17 protein-coding genes, 1 tRNA gene and 1 pseudogene are annotated in these 21,733 nt (G+C 61.3%); 8 read left to right on the top strand and 11 right to left on the bottom strand.

Going from position 1 to position 21,733, the window contains the following annotated elements; all coding sequences use genetic code 11:
• Window positions 1-162: 162 nt before the first annotated feature.
• Window positions 163-756 (bottom strand): J domain-containing protein, encoded by a 594-nt coding sequence (locus C8J47_RS00375; RefSeq protein WP_121883995.1) that lies wholly within the window; start codon window positions 754-756, stop codon window positions 163-165.
• Between the two features lie 347 nt (window positions 757-1,103).
• Between C8J47_RS00375 and C8J47_RS00380 the strand changes: the two genes are divergently transcribed.
• From C8J47_RS00380 to nhaA, 3 genes are all read left to right on the top strand, one after another.
• Window positions 1,104-2,126 carry a TrkA family potassium uptake protein gene (locus tag C8J47_RS00380; protein ID WP_121883996.1) on the top strand — a complete coding sequence of 341 codons (1,023 nt, stop codon included), beginning with the start codon at window positions 1,104-1,106 and terminating at the stop codon, window positions 2,124-2,126.
• Window positions 2,127-2,201: 75 nt separating this feature from the next.
• Window positions 2,202-3,449, top strand: coding sequence for a DUF2254 domain-containing protein (locus C8J47_RS00385; RefSeq protein ID WP_121883997.1), 1,248 nt, complete (start codon window positions 2,202-2,204; stop codon window positions 3,447-3,449).
• Window positions 3,450-3,587: 138 nt separating this feature from the next.
• Complete coding sequence (gene nhaA, locus C8J47_RS00390) at window positions 3,588-4,778, top strand: Na+/H+ antiporter NhaA (protein WP_121883998.1); 1,191 nt, start codon at window positions 3,588-3,590, stop codon at window positions 4,776-4,778.
• On the opposite strand, the gene C8J47_RS00395 is transcribed toward nhaA, so the two are convergent.
• Entirely contained in the window at window positions 4,775-6,085 is a 1,311-nt protein-coding gene (locus C8J47_RS00395) for an SLC13 family permease (protein WP_121883999.1), read from the bottom strand. The genes nhaA and C8J47_RS00395 overlap by 4 nt on opposite strands.
• A gap of 95 nt (window positions 6,086-6,180) precedes the next feature.
• Here C8J47_RS00395 and C8J47_RS00400 point away from each other — a divergent pair, with 95 nt between their 5' ends.
• Window positions 6,181-7,035 (top strand): hypothetical protein, encoded by an 855-nt coding sequence (locus C8J47_RS00400; protein WP_147454244.1) that lies wholly within the window; start codon window positions 6,181-6,183, stop codon window positions 7,033-7,035.
• A 249-nt stretch (window positions 7,036-7,284) separates the two neighbouring features.
• On the opposite strand, the gene C8J47_RS00405 is transcribed toward C8J47_RS00400, so the two are convergent.
• From C8J47_RS00405 to C8J47_RS00415, 3 genes are all read right to left on the bottom strand, one after another.
• Window positions 7,285-9,306 (bottom strand): bifunctional diguanylate cyclase/phosphodiesterase, encoded by a 2,022-nt coding sequence (locus C8J47_RS00405; protein ID WP_121884001.1) that lies wholly within the window; start codon window positions 9,304-9,306, stop codon window positions 7,285-7,287.
• Window positions 9,307-10,012: 706 nt separating this feature from the next.
• A complete protein-coding gene (locus C8J47_RS00410) occupies window positions 10,013-11,356 on the bottom strand; it encodes a hypothetical protein (protein WP_147454245.1) in 1,344 nt (447 codons plus the stop codon).
• A gap of 77 nt (window positions 11,357-11,433) precedes the next feature.
• Window positions 11,434-12,045 (bottom strand): hypothetical protein, encoded by a 612-nt coding sequence (locus tag C8J47_RS00415; RefSeq protein WP_121884003.1) that lies wholly within the window; start codon window positions 12,043-12,045, stop codon window positions 11,434-11,436.
• Between the two features lie 963 nt (window positions 12,046-13,008).
• Here C8J47_RS00415 and C8J47_RS00420 point away from each other — a divergent pair.
• From C8J47_RS00420 to C8J47_RS19750, 3 genes and pseudogenes are all read left to right on the top strand, one after another.
• A complete protein-coding gene (locus tag C8J47_RS00420) occupies window positions 13,009-13,680 on the top strand; it encodes a GGDEF domain-containing protein (protein WP_147454246.1) in 672 nt (223 codons plus the stop codon).
• Between the two features lie 306 nt (window positions 13,681-13,986).
• The gene (locus tag C8J47_RS00425; protein ID WP_121884005.1) at window positions 13,987-14,295 is read left to right on the top strand and encodes a hypothetical protein; all 309 of its coding nucleotides are present in this window, start codon (window positions 13,987-13,989) and stop codon (window positions 14,293-14,295) included.
• A gap of 143 nt (window positions 14,296-14,438) precedes the next feature.
• Window positions 14,439-14,636 (top strand): annotated as a pseudogene (locus tag C8J47_RS19750) (DUF6894 family protein); the annotation flags it as partial.
• Between the two features lie 23 nt (window positions 14,637-14,659).
• Here the strand turns inward: C8J47_RS19750 and C8J47_RS18780 are convergent.
• The 5 genes from C8J47_RS18780 to C8J47_RS00440 all read right to left on the bottom strand — a co-directional run bounded on the left by C8J47_RS18780 (window position 14,660) and on the right by C8J47_RS00440 (window position 19,271).
• Entirely contained in the window at window positions 14,660-15,007 is a 348-nt protein-coding gene (locus tag C8J47_RS18780; RefSeq protein ID WP_147454247.1) for a hypothetical protein, read from the bottom strand.
• Between the two features lie 288 nt (window positions 15,008-15,295).
• Window positions 15,296-15,694, bottom strand: a complete 399-nt coding sequence (locus C8J47_RS00430) for a DUF1842 domain-containing protein (RefSeq protein ID WP_121884006.1) — start codon at window positions 15,692-15,694, stop codon at window positions 15,296-15,298.
• Window positions 15,695-16,214: 520 nt separating this feature from the next.
• Window positions 16,215-16,550, bottom strand: coding sequence for a hypothetical protein (locus C8J47_RS18785; RefSeq protein WP_133032474.1), 336 nt, complete (start codon window positions 16,548-16,550; stop codon window positions 16,215-16,217).
• A gap of 612 nt (window positions 16,551-17,162) precedes the next feature.
• Entirely contained in the window at window positions 17,163-18,356 is a 1,194-nt protein-coding gene (locus tag C8J47_RS00435; protein ID WP_121884007.1) for an IS91 family transposase, read from the bottom strand.
• A 6-nt stretch (window positions 18,357-18,362) separates the two neighbouring features.
• On the bottom strand, window positions 18,363-19,271 hold the full coding sequence (locus C8J47_RS00440; RefSeq protein ID WP_121884008.1) for a tyrosine-type recombinase/integrase: 909 nt from the start codon (window positions 19,269-19,271) through the stop codon (window positions 18,363-18,365).
• A 782-nt stretch (window positions 19,272-20,053) separates the two neighbouring features.
• Here C8J47_RS00440 and C8J47_RS19755 point away from each other — a divergent pair.
• On the top strand, window positions 20,054-21,682 hold the full coding sequence (locus C8J47_RS19755; RefSeq protein WP_404969231.1) for a recombinase family protein: 1,629 nt from the start codon (window positions 20,054-20,056) through the stop codon (window positions 21,680-21,682).
• Here C8J47_RS19755 and C8J47_RS00455 read toward each other — a convergent pair.
• Window positions 21,639-21,715, bottom strand: a tRNA-Met gene (locus C8J47_RS00455). The genes C8J47_RS19755 and C8J47_RS00455 overlap by 44 nt on opposite strands.
• Between the last annotated feature and the right edge of the window lie 18 nt (window positions 21,716-21,733).

Here is a 21,733-nt window from a genome sequence, read left to right on the forward strand (position 1 = left end):
GGGATGGCACCCGCCGAGTTTACGAACCGCCCCCGCCACGGGCATATGGACACCGAAGCTAAGTTATCAGCGGCCTGAAAACGGGGAGCAGGTCAGACCCATAATCAGACATTTCCGCCCCCTTCCCAGCTTCCCAACTTCGGCCGTTCGTTCATCTCCGCGTTACGACCGCTTTTGGCGCCTGACCCTGCGAACTTGAATGTCGCGACTAGGCGATATTTTAGGAAGCAGGCTGCCCGAGTCCGAGTTTTGTGCCCGATGAGCTGCGGACGGCTTTTGCAGGAGGCTCAGGCCGGGATAAGTGGCGACGCTACGTCGAACCGTAGGTGCCAATCCGAATTCCTCATTCCACAGAACCAGGATTGTAGCGATCGGTGCGGCGGTGAGGATCAGCAGGAAAAGGCCCATCAGCCATTCGTTGGTCTCTAGCGGCTGCGAGAAGCTACCGCTGGGCTGCATTGACGGGTTAGGTCGCATCGGGCGCCTGCCGGCTTTCCTTGGGTGAAACGGGCGGTCCGCGGTCGCTCGGTGGGCAGACGGCGTGATCTGCGAGCGATCATAGGCGGCGCGTGCTTCCTTCTTTCCCAAAACGGCATACGCCTCGTTAATCTCTTTCGCACGAGCAGAAACATCCACACCGTGATTGGCATCGGGGTGATACTGACGGAGCAGCGCTTTCCACGCGGCATGGATAGTGTCGCGACTTGCCGCCGAGGGCACCCCTAGAACAGAATAATAGTCAGGTGAGAGAGCCATCTAGCCATTACTTGCGGCTAAAACGCGAAAAAGGAATGTCCGCCTAGCCCGTGATCTTAATCGGGCCTTCTTTGTGATCCAAAGGGAGCTTTAGGCGCAACAGTCAGATGACTACTATTCCCATCCGCAACTCGTGCTTTCGACGACACCACGCCGCCGCCCGGCGCTGGCCCAAAGGCGGACAACCGCTGGCCATTTTCATCGCCCCAACCCCAGCCATTGGTTCATGTCGCTTCCGCGATCGCGACCAGCGATCCGAACGGCAGGTGGTGGTGCAAAATACGCAGGCTCACCCGAAAATATTTGAACGCCTTCACAGGACGCGACTGCCGTTGCAGAAGCATCGCATGCGCACCGACGATGCCGATACCGGGCACTACCGCTTGCGGCGCCAGAGCCGAACGCCGGCGTGGCTGGCATTGTCCTGGCGCGCGCTGGTCGCGGTGGGTCTGATCGGTATCGCGCTGGCGGTGCATTGGTTCGACAGAGACGGCCTCCGCCAGAATTCCGGCGTGCCGGTGACGTTCGCCGATATCCTGTATTTCACGATGATCACCGTGACGACCGTCGGCTATGGCGACATCGTGCCGGTGACGCAGCAGGCGCGGATGTTCGATACCTTCGTCGTCACGCCGATTCGGCTGTTCGTGTGGCTCATCTTTCTGGGAACGGCGTATGATTTCCTGCTCAAGGGCGTCTGGGAGAAATGGCGTATGTCGGTGATCCAGCGGCGCCTCGAGGGCCATGTCGTCGTAGCCGGTTTTGGCACGAGCGGGTCCGAGGCGGTCAGCGAACTTGTCCGGCGCGGTGCCGATCCGGGAATGATCGTGGTGATCGACGAGAATGTGGCAGCACTGCGCACGGCCGAGAGCTGTGGGACGACCGTGATGGAAGGCAACGCGACGCGCAACGCCGCGCTCGAAGCCGCCCGTCTGGCGAGTGCGCGAGCACTGATCGTCTCCGCCGGACGCGATGACACGTCGATCCTTATCGTCCTGACGGCGCGGCGGATCGCGCCCGATCTACCGATCAGCGTCGTGATCCGGTCCGAGGACAACGAAGCGATCGCGTATCAGGCGGGCGCGACCGTCGTCATCAATCCCGCCAGTTTCGCCGGCCTGCTGCTCGCTGGTTCCACTCACGGTCCGCATATCGCGAGTTACATGGCCGACCTCGCGGCCACCGGCGGCCGGGTTGCGCTGCACGAGCGCACCGTGACCGCAGACGAAGTCGGCAAGCCGCTTGCCGGAATCGCGACGGGGCTTGGCCACCGCATCTATCGCGGGGAACGGAATTTCGGCTTTTGGGAACCTGAAGCGCGCCGCCTGGAGGCGGGCGATCTGATCGTCGAAGTTGTCCCTCGCCACTGATACGCCGAAACCCCGTATCAATGCCGCTGCCGCTTCGTCTTGCTCGGTAACGCTGCACGATGCAGGACTACCGCCATGACTGGCGAATATCTGGCAGGCCGAGGTGCCTACATCCTGGGTCTGATCACGAAACGCATCTGGTTTCGGGCATCGCTGTTCAGCGTCGCGGCGATCCTGACGGCGCTCGTTGCCGGCTGGGTGGCACCGTTCATTCCCTACGAACTGAGCCTGACGGTGGGTGGCAAGGCCGTCGACAATATTCTGACGATCTTGGCATCGAGCATGCTGGCCGTCACGACCTTTGCGCTGTCCGCCTCGGTAGGCGCTTACGGATCCGCAACGAGCACCGTGACGCCGCGCGCGACCCAATTGCTGGTCGACGATCGTTTCACGCAGAACGCGTTGTCGACGTTCGTCGGCACGTTTCTGTTCAGCATCGTCGGCATCATCGCCCTCACGACCGGACTGTACGGTCCGGAAGGGCGCGTTGTCCTGTTCTTCGCTACGATCGTGATCGTCGCGGTTATCGCCATCACGCTGCTGCGCTGGATCCAGCACCTCTCAAGCTTCGGACGGGTTCGGGATACGATCGAGCGGGTCGAAACGGTCGCCCGGCGTGCGATGCAGGCCTGGGCCGAGGCACCGCATCTTGGCGCGCAACCGCCGGTCGCCATCCCAACCGGATTGTTGTCGGTATACCCGGCGGATACCGGCTACGTCGCGCACATCGACGTGGCAGGACTGGCGCGGATCGCAGAGCGATATGGACTGACTGTCCATATCGCCGAACTGCCAGGCGCGTTCGTTTATCCGGAACGGCCGCTGGCGCACGTTTCAGAGGCAGTCGACGACAAGGCTCGCATGGCGATCAAAAACACCTTCTCGATCTTGCCCGATAGGCGGTTTGACCAGGATCCCCGCTTCGGACTAATCGTTCTATCCGAAATCGCGTCGCGGGCATTGTCTCCTGCGGTCAATGATCCGGGAACCGCTATCCGCGTGCTGGGCGCCGGACACCGAACGTTGGCGGACTTTGTGGACACCAAGCGGGGCGCAAAGGCGTGCATCCATCTTCGTGTGCACGCGCCGGCTCTTACGATCGATGATATGTTCAACGACTTCTTCCGGCCGATCGCCCGTGACGGGGCGTCCGTTGTAGAGGTGCAGTTGCGTCTTTGCGCGACGCTCAGCAGCCTGGCGGCACACGCTCCTGACATTTTCGGCAAGATAGCTCGCCGTCATGCAGACGCCGCGAAAATGCGTGCCGACGATGCCCTATCGTTCGAAGGCGATCGTGCGGCATTGCACATGAGCGACTTTTAGTCAGGCTTCGCCTACCTCTCGGGTTGTTCGGACATAGGTCCGATGCGATAGAGTTCGTGGGTGTTCGCGGAATCCTGCGGACAGGTTTTGCGTTGGTCGGGCCGCCAGCGACGAAAGCTGTGTCCGGAGACTTGTCCTATGAGCCGAACGCGCTCTGCAATGCCGAGTTCAATTCGCCGCTTCCTCCAAAGCCAGTCCTCGGCGGGATTGGTGCTCATGGGGGCCGCGGCTCTGGCGCTCATCATCGCCAACTCCCCCCTCGGGCCGAATTACGAAACCATCCTCCACGTGTATGTCGGGCCGCTGTCGGTGGGGCACTGGATCAACGACGCGCTGATGGCCGTGTTCTTCCTGCTCGTTGGATTGGAAATCAAGCGCGAGATGCTGGATGGTCAGCTTTCGACTTGGCCGCGCCGTATTCTGCCGGGGATCGCTGCGGCTGGCGGCATGATGGTCCCCGCCTTGGTGTATCTCGCGCTCAATCGCGGCCCGACCGCGGCTGGTTGGGCCATTCCAGCTGCCACTGACATCGCGTTCGCGCTCGGCGTGATCGCACTTCTAGGCAATCGGGTTCCCGCGTCGCTCCGGGTATTTCTGGCGGCACTCGCGATCATCGACGACCTTGGCGCCGTGATGATCATTGCCGTGTTCTATACGGCAAAACTGTCGCTACCGGACCTGGCCGGGGCTGCTATAGCGATGGCAGTCCTGATAAGCTTCAACCGCTTCGGCGTACGACGCCTGACGCCATATCTACTGGTGGGAGCGATCCTTTGGGTACTTGTGTTCCGTTCGGGCATCCACGCGACCTTCGCGGGCGTTATGCTCGCGCTGACGATACCTATGCAGTGCACCCCCGGTCGTCCGGACGGCGACTCCGATAGTCCGCTGCACAAGCTCGAGCATGCGTTACACCTGCCGGTCGGCTTCATCGTCGTGCCAATATTCGGGCTGGCTAACGCCGGTGTGGCAGTGCTCGCTCTGCCCGCCGAAGCCTTGGTCGCCCCCGTCACGCTCGGCGTTGCGCTGGGGTTGCTCATCGGGAAAGTCACCGGCGTCTTCGGCTTTGCGATGCTGGCCGTCCGTTTCCGTCTGGCCGATATGCCGGCGCATGCAGGCAAGCGGCAGCTGCTGGGGGTCGCACTGCTATGCGGGATTGGCTTCACGATGAGCATCTTCATCACCTTGCTGGCGTTCCCGGGCAGCCAGATTCTGCAATCGGAAGCCAAGCTTGGCGTGCTGGCCGGCTCGTTCGTTTCGGGCCTTCTGGGCTACGCACTGCTGCGCAGCGTTGGTGCCGCGCGACCAAAGGCCGATCCGGCCGTCTAGAACGGGAAGACAATCCGGATCGCGGCCACCGCAACGCCGCAGGTGATGATGTTGAGCGGCAGACCGACGCGGACGAAATCCATATAGCGATAGCCTGCCATCTGGTAGACGATGACGTTGGTTTGATAGCCGAACGGTGTCGCGAAGGCAGCACTCGCCGCCATCATCACCGCGACCAGAAACGGACGAGGGCTGACCGACAGGCTGTCCGCCAGCGCCACCGCGATCGGCGTCACCAATACGGCGACGGTGGCGTTCGACAGCAGTTCGGTCAGCACCATGGTGACGATGTAGAGCACGACCAAGGCGATCAGCGGGTCCAAACCATGGACGCTGGCGATTAGCGTCTCGGAGATACCGGCGGCCAGGCCGCTTTCCTCCATCGCGGTACCGATCACGACCATGCCGGCGATAAGCACCAATATCTCGGGCTTAAGGCCGTGATACGCCTCGTCCGCGCTGATGACGCGCAACAGTATGAGAAGCACCGCGCCTGCGAACGCAGTGGCAGCAATCGGCGCGACCCCTGCCGCGGCGAGCGCGATCGCGCCGCCGAAGACGGCCAAAGCCGCGATCGCCTTGCGCGGCTGGAGCGGGCGGTGCTCGGCAAACACGGCCGCATCGCCGACCGACGCGCTGGCAATGCGGGTCGTGTCGACCGCAGCAGGTCCGCCCTCCGGCACCTCATCCGCGTGGCGCCCCCCGAGCAGGCGGTTGCTGAAGAGAAACAGGTAGAGCCCGCCGACGATCGCCATCGGCAGGCCGACCGGCGTCACCTCGAAGATGCCGAAGCGTGGCTGCCCGGCGACGCTCGCCATGTCGTCGACCAGCAGGTTGGTCGAGGTGCCGATGAGCGTGCAGCAGCCGGTCAGGATCGTGACGTAGGAGAGCGGGATGAGATAGCGCTTCGGGCTCTGACCAAGGGCCACCGCCACGTCGCGCACCACAGGCGCGCCGAGAACGACAATCGGCGTCGAGTTCAGAAAGCAGGACACACTGCCGATCATCGACAGGAGGAGCCAGATGCCCGCGGTGCCGAGCCTGCGGCACATCGCAACAGCGCGCTCGATTGCGCGGTCGAGCAAACCGGACAGCTCGAGCGCGTAGGCGATGACGAAGAGCGAGGCGAGCGCAACGATCGCCGGGCTGGCGAAGGCGCCTTGCATCGCAACCGGGCGAACGACGCCCGCCATCAATAACACCGCAGCGCCGCAGAGCGCGACGACGTCGGCGCGTACCTTGTCCCAGACAAGTGCTGCGACGACCGCAACAAGGACGGCAAGCGTCAGGATCTGGTCGAACGGCATGGCAGCGAATGCGTCGGACGGGGCGGGCACGGTGTCAATGTCCGGCTCTGCGTATTCGGTGTGGAGCGGCGAGCGATTATCGCTATCGTGCCGTCATGCGCGAACCCAGCCCTCAATCCAGCCGTCTCGCCTTGGGCGGCGGCTTGGCCGCAGCGATTGCGGTGGGAACGGCGGGGTTCCTGCTCGGCCGGGAGAGTGTGCCGCCATCGGTACCCATCGCCACCGTAGCACCCAAAACCTTCACGCCTGTGCCGTCGCCGCAACCCGCCGAAGCGGCAACGAGAGTGCTCGGCCGCGCCGATCTACTGGCGATCGCAGATATCGCCGCCGACGCGTTCGCATCCGGCAAGGCGGTGCCCGCCGACGTCAGTTCCGCGGCGGGGCGGCAGTTTGACCTCGTGCTGCCGTTCGGTTGCGCTGGTCCGAACGATCCCACCGCGACCGCGATGGGGTGGCAATATGACGCCGGCACGGGCACGCTGCGTGTGTCGGCGACGCCGGTCATTTGGGACGCTACGGACTGGCACGTCCGTCAGGGCAACGAAGCGGCGCCAGCCACCGGTTTCTGGATCAATCGCCCCTGGTCGGGCGACGAGCGCTGCCCCGTGCGCATCGGCGAGGCCGCGCCCACCGGCACTGTGCCGGTAACGTTGCCGGGGCAGACGTTGGCGATCGCAACGTTCGGCGCGAATGGTGCGCTTGGCCATGAGGGACGCGCCTTCGAAACGGTGCAACGGGTGCCGAAGATCGATGGATCGCTGGGCTTCAGCCTGCGTATTACCGGCCGGCTGAACCGCGCGGTATCCGGCGGGCCCGTGCGCTGCGTACAACCCGTCAGCGTCGAACAGCGACCGATCTGCGTAATCGCTGCGATTATGGACGAGGTTCGGATAGAAAACCCCGCGACCGGTGTGACGTTAGCGACCTGGACGGTCGGCCGCTCTAGTTGACGTAGCCGGCGACGCTATCCAGCTCCGTCTAACGATATGTGCAATCGCGCAATCAGGGCCCGCGACGGTAGAAGACGCTTCAATAGCAAAGACCCACAATCGGTCGTTCAACGCGCTCCCCAGTCGTCCCAACTTTTGCCGGTCGTTCATATTGACAAAACGGGGGGCGGCACCAGCGGGAGCCTGCAACCTGCTTCGCGCATGCCGTGAGCCATCATCGACCGTTAAAAAGCGCTCCGCCTACCGGCTTCAAACATCTATCCATGTTAATTTGGGCCCTCGTAAGGCGTGCTTACTAAACTCGCGCTTGTCAGATATCGATAAGGCCAAGCCCCTCCTGTGATTGAGTATTTCATCGGTCTCGCTTGCACTCAACGGCATGCCTAGCAAGTACCCTTGCGCTTCCTGGCAGCCGAGCTCGCGCAGGGTATCACGCACGGAGGCGTTTTCAACGCCTTCGGCGACCACACGTAGTTCCAAGCTTTCTGCCAACCGAATGATCGCCGAAACCATACGGTGAGCGCCGCTATCGGTATCAACGTTGGAAACGAACGAACGGTCGATCTTAAGTTTGTCGAAGGGCAGCATCCGGAGATGCTGAATAGACGAAAACCCGGTGCCGAAGTCGTCCAGAGCAAGAGAAACCCCCTGGTTCTTCAACGACTCGATGATCCGCTGGGCCGAAGCAGGATCAGAAATGAGGGCGTTTTCGGTGATTTCGAGGCAAATACGGCGCGCCGGAAAACCCTGCCGTGTGAGCACTGCCAATATCTTTTCCGACAGCCACGGGTCGCGAAACTGGATCGGTGATAGGTTTATCGCGATAGTCAGTTCGGACGGCCATTTATTGGCGTCAAGGCACGCCCGTTCGAGGAGTTGCAACATGAGCTCATCGATCAGCCCGCACTCCTCAATAATCGGGATGAAGCGACCGGGCTCAACCATAATGCCGTCGGCGCGGTTCCACCGAGCAAGCATTTCGAAACCAACGATATTGCCAGACGCCAGATCTACGATCGGTTGATAATATGGACGGAAGGCCTCTGTACCAAAATCGAAGCGGATCTCACGCTCAAGCACAGCGCGAGCCACCAGCGCCTCTCCCATGACCGGCTTGTAAAAGCGATGTTGCGAACGACCACCCGATTTTGCCTCATACAGCGCGATGTCCGCGTGCTGCATCAACGCTTCACGGCTCGCGGCGTCGGTAGGGAAACAGGAAATCCCGATGCTAGCGCTGATATGGTGGAAGAACCGGTCGATCGGAAACGATGCAGCCATTTCACGGACGAGCTTATCCGCCATGACGTTCGCGGGACCGATGCCGTCACCATCAAGCTGGAACGTGACGGCAAACTCGTCGCCACCAAGTCGGTAGACATTACCGGTAGGGATCACGAGCATGCGAAGCCGCGTCGCAACTGCAACTAAAAGTTGGTCTCCAGCACCATGCCCGTACGCATCGTTCACGCCCTTGAACAAGTCTAGATCGATCATGAAAAGATACATCTGACTCCGCGGCGCACTGCGATAGAGAAATCCATCAAGATGCTCGGTAAGCGCGCGCCTGTTTGCTAGGCCAGTCAGCACATCTTCGTAGGCCATTTTCTGCGCCGCAAGCTCTGCGGCTTGCGCGCGCTCTTGCTCGACCAGCATGTCAGCGCGAGACTGTAGCACTTGCCTGAAGCCTGCGTGGTTCGTAGCCAATGTCCGCAATATCAGTATGGCGACGATCAGGAAGTTTGCGCCAACACTGAACAGCGACCAATCCGACGCTATAAACAGACGAATCGTGACAGGCATCACGCCGAACAGCAAGACCAGGTAGCCGGCACTCGGAAGTGCTTGCAGACAGAAGCAACAACTAATCGCTCCTACAAAAACGTAGAGCGAAATTGATACGCTGCGGATGGGTTCGGCTTCCGAAAACAGCAACGACCCCCACGTTCCGAAAACTAGGCTCAAGATTGTAGCCGTGATGATAGTGCCGCGAAGATAGCGCCGAATCTGGTCAGGTTGCGCGATAATCGATCTGCGTCGAACCCAGAGAAGTGCGCGCGCAGCAATCGCAACCGATAACAGGATCGGTATGCCAAAACTCATCCCGAATGGTACGTCACGAAAAGATTCTATGCCGAGAAACAGGACGTTGATAAACATCAGCCCGTACATTAACGGAATCTGGCGGCGCAACGCGGCATATTGCTCAAGAAGAAACGTGTCCGACGCCGGCATTCGGCGCAATCTGAATTCAGGTAGCCACTCGAACATTATTTCGGTCCCTTAACGGCCTTCATTAGCAACAAAGGGTTCATAAAATGTTGAGAACGAACGCGGACCGAAGCTTTCTCCGCCAGGTAGCTTTCGCAGTTTGACGCAAAAATGGAACTGGCCGATCAGTTCAGATTTACCGAAATAACGAACGTTAATTGATCTGACCTCCGCCCCGATGGGTACTTTTTGAAGGTAAATACGTCCAATTCTCGTTATGTAGTTGGCACCGACGCCTTCCCGAAACCGGTCGTTCGTTCATGTGATCCGCAGTGGCCGACATCGGGAGCTTTGATGCCAGGCGCTTTTAGGATGGGACCGGTCGAAAGCCGACTGTTCCCGGTGTCACGGTCGTTCGGTTGTCAATTCAACAGTTCGAGCGATTTCCGATCAGGTTGGATCACTGGCACGGAGGCGACTTCGGCACGGTACGAGGCGGGAGGGGGGGCGCGATGCTGAAGCATCGACGAGCAACGCTGTACTGTGTTGAAAGCGGCCCGCCGCAAAGCGGGCGCCCGAAGGGCGATGACGGTAATGCAACGTGGTCGGAGAACCGCTTAGAGCATGATGATATTACGATGAGCCGTTCGCGCCTATGCTGTCGAAGCTGTGCCCTTCTCTTCGCCGCAGCAGCATAGGAAAACGGTACTTCGACAGGCTCAGCACGAACCGAGCTAGGCGCGGGTCAATTTATCGCCATTTTGCTCTACAGCTGGCGCTCGTACCGTCCCTTGGCGCCCTCGATAAACAGCGCGGTGCCCGCGATGCGCAGGCGCAACGTGTCGAACGGCCGCGCCATTAGTTGCTGCCGATCAAAGCCGATCCGGACGATCCCGTGTTGCAGCGGCGCGAAGGTAATTGTCATGTCACCCGAGATTGGCGCCTCGGTGTGAACGGTAACGCTGACGGCCTTCGTCGTTGCGCCGCGCGGGGCGAACGCGAAGCCGCTCCTGCCGGTGACCAGTTTCTCCTTAGTGCCATTCGCAAAGTGCAGCGTGACGGGGAGGTTGCGCGCGGGCCGGTCCGACGCGGGATCGAAAATCCTGATCGCCACGCCGGGGGAGGGTCGCGTGGTACCGCCTTCGGCCGCGTCGGCTGCCGGCATGGTGCACGCGGCGGGCAGTGTCGGATCGGCTAGCGTGGGTTCCGGCAAGCCCGCCGCACGTGCGGCCTCGATCGCGAGCGCGCGCGCATTCTGCCAATCGGACAATGCCTGTCGCACCTGCAGGGCAGCTGGCTTTGCCCTAATCGGCGGGCCATCTGACATCAGTCGAGCAGCCAGTAGCTCCGCATCCGTCCTAGCAGCGTTCGCAGCGCGCAATGCCGTGGCGGCGCGCTTTTGAAGGATCGTCGCGGATGGCGCGGGGGCATTGTCGGCGGTCGTCAGAGGCGTCGCGGAGACAAATGGTTCGGGGAAGATCGGGCAGCGGGTGCGGATCGCGGCCTCCATCGCGCTGCGCTGGTACCGCCGACGTTCGTCTTCGGTCTCCTCATCCCACGGCGCGGTGGACAAATAGGAGTAAAGCGGCTTCTGCGCGCTTGGTGCGGACGCCACGAGCACGACCTCGTCGCGCTCGACGTGCCACATGCCCTGCGCCTCCTGGTCCAGCGCACCGTAACTCAACGCCCAGTCGAATTGGCCGTCTGGCCGCAGCAACAGCTCGGATCCGGTCTCCATCACACCCATGAGGTAATAATGGCCAACGAGCACGGCAGGGGTAGCGTGGCCGCCGCCGGCACGCTCGTCGGCAGGCGTGCCCTTCGTCGAGGGGGCATCGGCAAAGGCGAGCGCATCCAGTGCGTCGCTCAGGTGACACGACTTGCCCGGTTGATAGTCAAGAAACTCGGCAACGGTCAGGACGTTACGATCACCCTCCTTGCTATAGCTGCCCATCACGTCGGCAGACGCGCGCCGGCCATCCTTGCGATAGCGGGCGACCACCTGAGCTCCCGGCACATCGCGTAGCAGGTAGCGCGACGCCGCCAGATCGCACCGGGTGAGGATGACCTCGCCTCGCGCGATCGACAGCGTGCCGATGAAGCTGTCCATGCCGGAGGGTTGCGCATACGCCGGCAGCGGCGCGACCAGTGCCAGCGAGACGACGATCGCGCGGTACCAATTCCGTCTCACAGCGATGTCCCATCCTTGTCCAGCATATCGAACCGATATGCGCAGCCGTAGAGTGTCTTGCCGGGGTGCGTGGTGACGTTGGAGATCGTTCGGGCGACTATCATGTGGCTGCCATAGCCGTCCTTGCCCGCGGGTTCGGTGACGTCGGTCATGATCCGCTCGCCCAGGAACTTGCGAAAGGGGAACTTGGCTTCCGCCTGGGCGCGGGTCACCTTACCCGAGGCGACCATCGCGTCGATCATCGGCTGAGCCGACATGCTGTTGTCGATCTTTTCGGCACGCGCCACGATGGCGGGGTCCGCGACGTCGAGCACCGCGAGGATGGCATCGCCGGTAAACGCGATCCGGCGCGTGCTGTATGACCCCGCGACGGTAATCGGCTTCGGCAGGTCATATTCGGCGATGAACGAATTGGGCGAGGCGATCTTCTTCCATCCCCGCGTCCGCGCGAGCTGCTCCTCGCCATCGATCGCCATGGCGAAGCGCATGTAACCGGGAACGTCCAGGCGGCAGCTAACGGCATCGATCTCGGAGACATCAGCCGGGTCGGTCTCCGCGGCGGTCTGCTGGAGCATCGCGGCGAGCATCAGGGCGTAGAGAATGAGCATTGACGGACGTTAGGGTTGCAGCCAGAATTTGCCAGCAACATCGCTGCAGCAGGGCCGGCCGGTTTCCATTCCCCCCGTTTCGCGCCAACGAGCGCCTGTAGCACCGGCTAAAAAACATCATTGCACGGTTGAGAAGCTGTTCTACCGCTACAATCATACCCCTTTGAATGCCCCTTTTATAGTGATTGAGGATGGGGGCCCCAGGCATCGATACGGACCCCACCAACTCATTAGTGTGGACGCCGACTTGCCTCCAGGGCTGCGACACCATCTGCGGCCATCGCGTTCCACTCCGCCTTGGTATGGCAGACCCTTTTAGAAAAGCGCGATCCGGTAGTCTCTTCAGATCGACAGATCGGCTTTTCCGCAGTCACCGGCTTGGCAGCTGCCACGACAGAAGGGGGCGTGGTAGGCGCAGTTTGATGAGCCGCCGCACCCGAAGCCATTAATATGGTTGCCACCGGCAGCATCATAAACTTTCCCATCGTATACTCCTCGGCCCAGAGCTTTCAGAGCCTAGCGGAGCTATTTTGACAATCAAGGGCTCAAGGTCACTCGCAGACTTCCTAACCGACCTCTGGCTCCTCTTTATCCAGGTCAGTTGTTTTAACGTATCTATGATGCAAATATGCAATATGCCGCATCATAAAGCGTTAAGTCGATATGGCCGACAGAGAGGCGTAATTAATAGTGTCAGATGTATTTGGTACTGCACACGCTGCCTTGGCGTTTCTGGAATCCCACCATCTTCAGCCCACGACGGCCAACTACGCGTTCGCTCTAGAGGTTGTCAGCGACCTAGACGGGCCATTAGCGCGGGCTGTAGCGCTTGACACGGATGGCGGACTGAGGCTGACGCCGAGGTCTCTAAACGAATTAAGTCAGCGCTTCTTGGCAACAAAATCCGGGACCGCGGCGCGCATAGAAGACGCTGTCCAGAGCCATGCGACCCAGTTGGGATCATTGACATCGGATGCGCAATTACTGACAAAATCCCTAAGTGATGACGTCACCGCCATGGCGGTGGAGGTCCAAGACTGGCCATATTCAAACGCCCTAGTGGCACGACTGACCGACGCTGAACGTGAACTCGCCGATCTGCGCAGGGATGTGGCTAAACTACAGGCCAACTTGGGATCGCTAAGCGAGCAACGCATAGATCCTACACGCGATACAGCTACGCAGGCATTGACCTCCGAAGGGGCTCGTACTCTTTTTGCGCGGCTCGGCGAACAGAATCGTGCGTACGTCATGATGATATTCAGCGTCGCTGATCTCAGCAATATCAACGAACGTTTCGGTCACCCTGTAGGTGACAATGTGCTAAGCGCATTCGTCGCCAACCTGCGGCAGGTTTTGAAAAACGAAGAGATCATCCGTTGGACCGGCAACGAGTTCATGGTCGTGGTTACCGATGTCGCGCTGGCGAACGCCCGCTTACTTGCAGAGGAGGTCCTTGCAGCATTCGCGACCAGGCGCCTAAAATTGCGCGGAAGCGGGGAGTGGATCGGAATGGTGACCGGCTCGGCGGGCATCGTCGTGGGACAGGGCGCCGACCAAGCCGCAGCTCTGATACAGGCTCGGGCTAAATTGTATCGAGCGACGATAAAGGGGCTAGGACAGGTTGAGGCGTAATTGCTGCGCTCTTCGCTGAAATGATGCTCTTGATGAGGGCAAATATGACAGATCGCGAGGCTTGGCTGAAGGCAGGCGAAATCGTCGCAGCTCATGGAAGCGATTCTGCACGATATGTGCTGAGATCGCTTGGAGATATTTTATCCTCGGGCCATGGAGCTGAGGATTGGCGCCGGGTCGCCTTAGCAGTCGACGATATCCTCGCAACACCACTGCAATAATTATGAACCGTGTCGAAGCGCTGGCACGGCAGGCGCTGGCGAGCTTCGAGCTCGTTCGGCAAGTCTATGCCGACAATGAAGGGGGATGAGCTGGTTCATGCTCAGCTTGCTCGAATCAGCGGAGCCGGAATATGCTCAGGGCATGGCAGATTTTGATGATTGCGCAGATCCTGAACTCGGCGCGGCGTGCAATCGCCTCGCTGCTTGGGTCGAGCCGATGCCTGAAGGACAGGTGATCGATCCCGCATCAGGGCTGACGGAGGAAGACCTCGCGATAATTTTGCGCCGGCTCTACGCTACGCGTGAGGATCTGCCCGCTCCTATCCTGAGTATGGACGAAGTCCCGCGGGCCCACGTCAGTCCATCGGTGCCGCTGACCAAGAGAGCGCCGTAGGGTTGATCGCCTGATGGGGCTTTTGTGACCCATTTTCTTGCCTAAGGCGGACATGGCCGACAGCGTAAGGCCTACTTGGTAAACAGCGCCCGGCTGTGGTGGCTGAGCAATTGGGCTCCTGCGATATCCAACCAACTGACGGAGTGCGCAGTGCCGCGTTTCGACTTCATACCGAGACCGACGTTCGCGTAACGGACACCGAAGGTCAGGAGTTTTCGAGTTTCGAGGACGCACGGTGTGAAGCCATGCAAACTTGCGGAAAAATGATGAGTGACGCTGCAGACGCATTTTGGGGCTCGCGTCCTTGGAACGTATTAGTCACGGACCATAGCGGTCTGATCATCTGGGAAATCTACGGGGACGGTCAAACTTCCGCAGTTGGTAGAAGCCTTGAGCCGACCCGAAAATCATATGTTTCGATGGCCCCATGGTCATTTAAAGGGGCGGCCCGACAAAGTCCCTCGTTCTTTGCCGCGCTGGTATCTGCGGAGTAGGCCAAGCTGGCAACACACTGTTCAAAGTGGGTGGCGAGGTTTCGCTGCATTTCCGTGAGCGAGGCAGTTACGGCAAGTGAAGCCAAGAGGACATGGCGTCGCCGACTAGGTTCAAGATCAACGATATTAAAATTTGCCGGCAAAAGCATGCGCTGCATCTGAACGGGGAAAATTAACGCGACAGAAATAATGCCAAAGGAGCGTTCGATCTTGATCAATTTGGGCGAGTATTAGCTCGCAAGGAATCGGCAGCCTCTTCGCCGTTGATATCGATGAAATGAGAAATCGCTGCGCGGCCGACCCACCGGACGGACCGGGTGGTTGGCCGCGCAGATGCTAGAAACTACGCCGCGCGCATTTCCCGAACGGTATTTTATTCACGGCCCGCCCGGCGAACCGGAGGCCCAGAAATCAAACCGCACGCGACCATTCCTTGCGGCTAAGCTCGGCAAGCGATCCCATATCGGTAAAAGCGCGCCGGTCAGGGCTGACCTCGCCTAATAGGGTCAGCCTGTCGAAACGTTCTTGACCGAACAGTCGCTGATCACGTGGGTGTTGTAGGTGAACGACCCCTTGCCGTTCCAGTCCTTCGACACCGCCAACGCGGCGCTGAACTGCGCTAGGTATGAGCCGATCGCGGGCGGGGGTACCGACACCACATACTGGCCGGTGAGATGGACCAGCAGCGTGTCATCGCCGAAGCCGGTATGGACCAGCGCGCCCATGACGTAAGGAATGACCGTTTCGCCGTAAGGTGGTGGAAGCGCCTGGGTGATAGTCGCCGAACCGCTAACCTGGCCGGTAGCCGCATTCACGCCTAGATCGAGATGGAGCACCGGCGCGCCGGCAAACCCATCATGCTGAACTTGAAGCTTTACTTGATAAAATCCAACCGCCTCAGCCATCGTATTCCTCCTAAGGATCCATACTGATCCGTCATTGGAGTTCCTTATGAACGACTGTCGAGTCTAGCGGGACTTGGTCCGAAACGAACCGGTCGCGAAAATCTGACATATATTAGCTGACGCGGCGTCAGATCTGCCTTGGTAAATGACGCCGCGGTAACTGCCCGATTAATAGTGCGGGGCTTCGATTTCAGCGATCAAACCAAGTGACCTCGAACAAATGCGCGGAACCGCGGCGATACGGCGCAGCCGCTAACTACCGAGGCGATTGCAAGCAGCGGCGCCCCCCAAATTATGCAGCTCATGATGAGTAGAATTAACATGCGTGGATTTATGAGGGGAAAATTGAATAGCGCCATGGGAATTGCTGGGCGACGTCCCGGATTGGTACATATTGTAAGGACTTGTCGGTCGGTTCTATCCGATAAGCAGAGGTAATATGTCGCGGCGTCAGCTTTGTCTGGTGAGACGCGTTGCGGGACGGCGCAGGTATCTGGCTAAGCCAGGCGTTTCCTGTCCGTCAGATCGCCTCATTGCGCTCTACGATATACTCAAGAACGCGATTTGGGAGGGGATGGCAGAAGTCGATTCCGATAGCTTCCGGACTGCTCCAAGCAACCCAGCCCGGTACATCGGCGAAATTCGGGATGGCAACGTCCACGAACGTGCCAACCGAAACCGCCAAGCGGGTCTCAATCCGACAACCCAATTGCGTGCAGTCACTGATCCGCACGGCTTGGGTATCAAACTTGTCTGCTGTGACAGTTGCCGACCAATCTACGGCTATCCGGACGGCCTTACGTCCGTCCTCTGCCCGCCACGACGGATATTCGGGTTTTGATGATCGATCGGCCATAGTCCGGGGATAGCCGTCCACCCTAAACATCTGGTTACAACGGGTCGGTTCCGGCTGGGGGGGATGAGACCCTAAGCGCTCGCCTTTAGCCAAGGGTATTAGCTCGTGAGAAGGATAGCCAAACGCTGCGACGGCTATCGGCATGAACAGTGACTTTGGCTCAACCGAACGAACGTTAGCTTACGCCGATCGCCCCCCGAAAGCGGCGAACTAGGCTTCGGTCCAACACGGGCGTTCACGCCCCGCGCCCTGCCGCATGAACAAACGTCCGTTTTATCTCAGACCGCGACCCGAAAGCCGCCGTTCCGCTTTCCTGAAGAGTTTCGGATGCCGGTAGGCGTACGAAAGTCTTGGAAGCCCGAACCCGCGGGCGACAGGCGGTGCGCTATGGAATTTTCGGTTTCTGGCCGGGTGCGGCGAGCAGCGACACGGAGGACGCGGGCGCGAACCTGAATGCGGACCGGCCGGTTTCAGGTCGGCCTGACGGGCTCGCCAGCGCGGGTAGCTCGGCTCTGTATGTTGCGATTGCCTCTCTGGCGGCGGTCGGCGCAAATGACATCGTCTCCGCAAGCACAGGCGCTGCGGGGTATGCTGTCCTTGGGCCGTGCCGGGTCACGACGCCTGCATCCCGGATAGAAGAGCATGGGCCGGCGGTGCGCGGGGCTGACTTTGGCGTTCGAAGGTTTCGACGACGACCATACGCCCACCGCAGCACGGGCATGGCGGCCGTATGTCGTCCGGTTCGGCCCGCGTGTCGGGCGCCGCGAGCGGTGCGACCCGGAGCAGCTCGCGGGCGCGTTCGAGATGCGCCTTGCGAGTGGCGCCGGCGAGCAAGCCATAGTGACGGATGCGGTGAAAGCCCTTTGGCAGAACATGGAGCAGGAACCGGCGGATGAACTCGTCGGCGGCCAGCGTCATGACCTGGTGGCGGTCACCGCCACCCCGGCGGTAATCCTTGTAGCGGAAGGTGACGCCGGCTTGGTCGAAGCGCAGCAGCCGGCTGTTCGAGATCGCGACGCGGTGGGTGTAGCGCGACAGATAGGCAAGCACCGTCTCCGGTCCGGCGAACGGGGGCTTGGCATAGACGACCCAGCGCTTCCTCCGGACCGGCGCCAGGTGACGCAGGAACGCACGCCGTTCGGAAAGATGCACGAGGCTACCGTGGAATGCGAGCCGTCCCGCACCGTGCAGCGCCATCAACCGGGTCAGGAACAGGCGGCGGAACAGCTTGCCCAGCACGCGGACCGGCAGCAGGAACGCCGGACGCGACGACACCCAGCGCTTGCTGTCCGGCGACATTCCGCCGCCCGGGACAATCATATGGATGTGCGGATGGTGGGTCATCGCCGAGCCCCAGGTGTGCAGCACCGCGGTGATGCCGATACGGGCGCCGAGATGCTTCGGGTCGGCCGCGATGGTCGTCATCGTCTCCGACGCTGCCTGGAACAGCAGTCCATAAACCACCGCCTTGTTCTGGAGCGCGATGTCGGCGACCTCGGCCGGCAGGGTAAAGACGACGTGGAAGTAGCCCACCGGCAGCAGATCGGCCTCGCGCTCAGCAAGCCAGGTGCGCGCGGCCGCGCCCTGACATCGCGGACAATGCCGGTTGCGGCAGGAGTTGTAGGCAACCCGCCAGTGCCCGCAGTCGGTGCAGGCTTCGACGTGCCCGCCCATGACGGCGGTGCGGCAATGTTCGATGGCCGACATGACCTTCAACTGGTCGAGGCTCAGGTGCCTTGCACGGGCGGCCCGGTACGCGGGTCCGGCAGCGCGGAAGATGTCGGCGACCTCGATGGAGTCGCGCATGCCCGCTCAGCCGCTGGACGTCCTCGCTTCTCTGGCGGCCGTCGCCAGCCTGTCGAACGGGCTGGTGACATTGCGCAGCACCCGGGTAGCGACCTGCGTGTAATAGGCGGTGGTTTCCAGCTTGGCGTGCCCGAGCAACGTCTGAATGATGCGGACGTCGATTCCGTCATCGAGCAGATGCGTTGCGAAGCAGTGCCGCAGCGTGTGCGGCCCGACCCGCTTGCCGATGCTCGCCGCTACGCTCGCCTCGACGACGATGCGGTGCAACTGCCGGGTGCTGAGCGGCCTGCCATAGTGCTGGCCCGGGAACAGCCAGCCGTCGACATGCAACACGCCCTCCCGCCGGCCAACTCGCCACCACTCGCGCAACAATGCCAGCAGACCGGACGGCAGCATGGCGTTGCGATACCGCCCGCCTTTACCGCGCTCGACCCTGAGCAGCATGCGCTCGCTGTCGATGTCGCGCACCTTGAGGGCCGCAATTTCGGATGCGCGTAGTCCGGCACCATAGGCGACCGACAGCGCCGCCTGATGCTTCAGGCACGTGGTCGCCGCCAGCAGCCGCGCCACCTCGTCCTGGCTCAGCACCACCGGCAACTTGCGCACGTGCCGCATGCGGACCAGCTTGCGCGCCAGGTCCGGCCGGTCGAGCGTTTGCGTGAAGAAGAACCGCAGCGCCGCCACGATGGCGTTCATCGTCGGCGCCGGCACGCCCAGCTCACACTGCTCGACTTGGAACCGCCGCACCTCCTCCGCCGTCGCCGTGTCCGGCGAGCGCCCGAGGAACGTCGCGAACCGCCCGACATCGCGGATATAGTTGCGCTGCGTCTCGCGGCCGAACCGCCGTATGTCCATCTCGTCGATGAGACGCTGGCGTAGCGGGCTGACGGCAACAACGGGTATGAGGATGGTCATGGCAGGGCTCCTTTCGTGGAACCCCGATGCTCTGCCTGCCGCCCGCAGCGCTCAACCGGCGCGCTACACCTGCGATGTCACGTCAACCGCCCCCCGCACGACCCTCCCGCGCAGCGGGTTCGTGCTTCCACCATTTTCGTCATTTCCAATTTGCGTCCCCAGATACGGCGCAAGAACCCCCGCCTCGCCCGCGGGCTTTTCAGGCGGCTTTTGATGCATGCGGGAGATCTGATGCACCCCGCGGTAAAGCTGGGCTTTGCCGCCGAGGATGAGGCGTCCTGCCGCATGCAGATTGACGCAGCTGGCCGAGCGCCGACTGGGGTGGCTTCAACAAAACGCCGAGTCGCACGGACCACGCGACGTTAGCCTGTCATGCAACCGCAATCCGGCAGCTTCGGGATGGCGTAATCTTGTAGAAAGCCTTTCTACAAGATCAGCATGTGGACGTGCGGGTGGCTGGTGACGCAAATTTCGCCACGTCCTCCGCCATCGGTCGTGCTCTTGGAAGCTCGGGTTCGGGGCAGAGGCACGATGGTTCAGCCGGCGCCGGACGGCGCCAAAAGCCGAAGAGATAGAGATGAACACCCCCGACAATGATGACGGCTCAGACGCTCCGCCCGCTCACGTGCGCACGATGCCGCGCAGCGATGTTCCATCAAACCTGCGCTCAGGACCGCTGGACCAGCACGCCGCCAATGATACTTATCTCGACTTTATGGTATTTGTGAGGGCATTTGCACGCGCAAACGCCGTCAGGGATCTTCGGGAGCACAGTGCCGCCAATGACAACACGAGCCGTAATATACGCCCGCTATAGCAGCGACCGGCAGTCGACGACGTCGGCGGAGGACCAGGCTCGGCTATGTCGCACCCGGATCGACAAGGAAGGCTGGGATCTGGTCGAGGTCTTTGCCGACCTTGCCATCTCGGGCGCTACGCGCAATCGGCCAGGGCTCGACGCCCTGATGAGCCGCACCAACGCGTTCGACATCCTTGTGGCAGAATCGCTTGACCGGTTGAGCCGTGACCAGGAAGATATTGCCGGCCTCTACAAGCGGCTGCGCTTTGCGGGCATCCGCATAGTCACGCTGTCGGAAGGCGAAATCTCGGAACTTCACATCGGTCTCAAAGGCACGATGGGAGCATTGTTCCTGAAGGATCTGGGTGAGAAAACCAGGCGTGGTCAGATCGGCCGGGTCGCGCAAGGCCGTATTCCTGGCGGGCTGAGCTACGGCTACAGGCGTGTGGTGGCGCTTGGCACCGACGGCGAACCCGAGCGGGGCTTGCGCGACATCGATGAGGCACAGGCTGGCGTCGTCCGCCGCATCTTCGAAGAATATACGGCCGGCCGCAGTCCGCGCGCTATCGCCGAGACGCTGAACGGTGAAGGTGTCCCCTCGCCTTCGGGTAAAATGTGGCGCGCCAACACCATCAACGGCAACCGCGAGCGCGGCAACGGCATTCTCCACAACGAGCTATATGCCGGCATCATCAGCTACAACCGGCAAAGCTTCGTGCGCGATCCCGTCAGCCGCAAGCGGGTCGCCCGACCCAATCCGCGCGACCAGTGGGTCACCCACGAAGTGCCGGCCCTGCGGATCATCGACGAGCAAAGCTGGGCCGCGGCACAGCGGCGGCTCGAGCACGGCCAGGCGCTGTCGCCTGCGCGTCAACGACGGCCAAAGCGGCTGCTGAGCGGGCTGGTCACATGCGGCACCTGCGGCGGTACGTTCACCATCATCGGCCGCGACCGCTGGGGGTGCAGCACCGCCCGTGAAACGGGCACCTGCAACAACGGCAGAAGCATCGTCGACACCCAGTTGGAGACACGTATCCTCGGCGCACTGCGCGAGCGCATGTTCGAGCCAGATGCGGTCGCTGCCTATATCGAGGAATATCGCCAGGCCTTCACTGCCCAGCAGAAGGACCGGCACAAAGCTCGTCGCGGGCTGGAGAAACGTGAAGCCGAGGCCACACGCCGGATCACCCGTCTGACGCTGGCAATTGCCGACGGCGCCAACGCCTTTGCAGAAATCCGCAGCGTGCTCGAAGAGCAGATCGCCACCCGCGAACGCTGCCGGCGCGATTTGGCCGACCTCGACGCCGAGCCGGTGCTGGCGCTGATGCCCAATCTGGCGGAGAGCTATCGGCGCAGCGTCGTCCAGCTTGGCGCGGCGTTACGCGGCGATGCGATCGAGCAGGAGCAGGCACGTCAGGCTCTGCGGGCGCTGATCGACCAGATCGTTGCATCCCCTGCGCCGGACAAACGCGGCGTCGCGCTGGAGATCCGTGGCCGGTTTGCGCAGATGATTGATCTCGCAAACGAAAAAAGCGCCCCGCGAGGGACGCCTGATTGTATGTCAAAGATGGTTGCGGGGACAGGATTTGAACCTGTGACCTTCAGGTTATGAGCCTGACGAGCTACCGGGCTGCTCCACCCCGCGACGGCACGGCTATCGTGC

The sequence above is a fragment of the Sphingomonas sp. PP-F2F-G114-C0414 genome, assembly GCF_003688595.1.
Lineage (GTDB): Bacteria > Pseudomonadota > Alphaproteobacteria > Sphingomonadales > Sphingomonadaceae > Sphingomonas.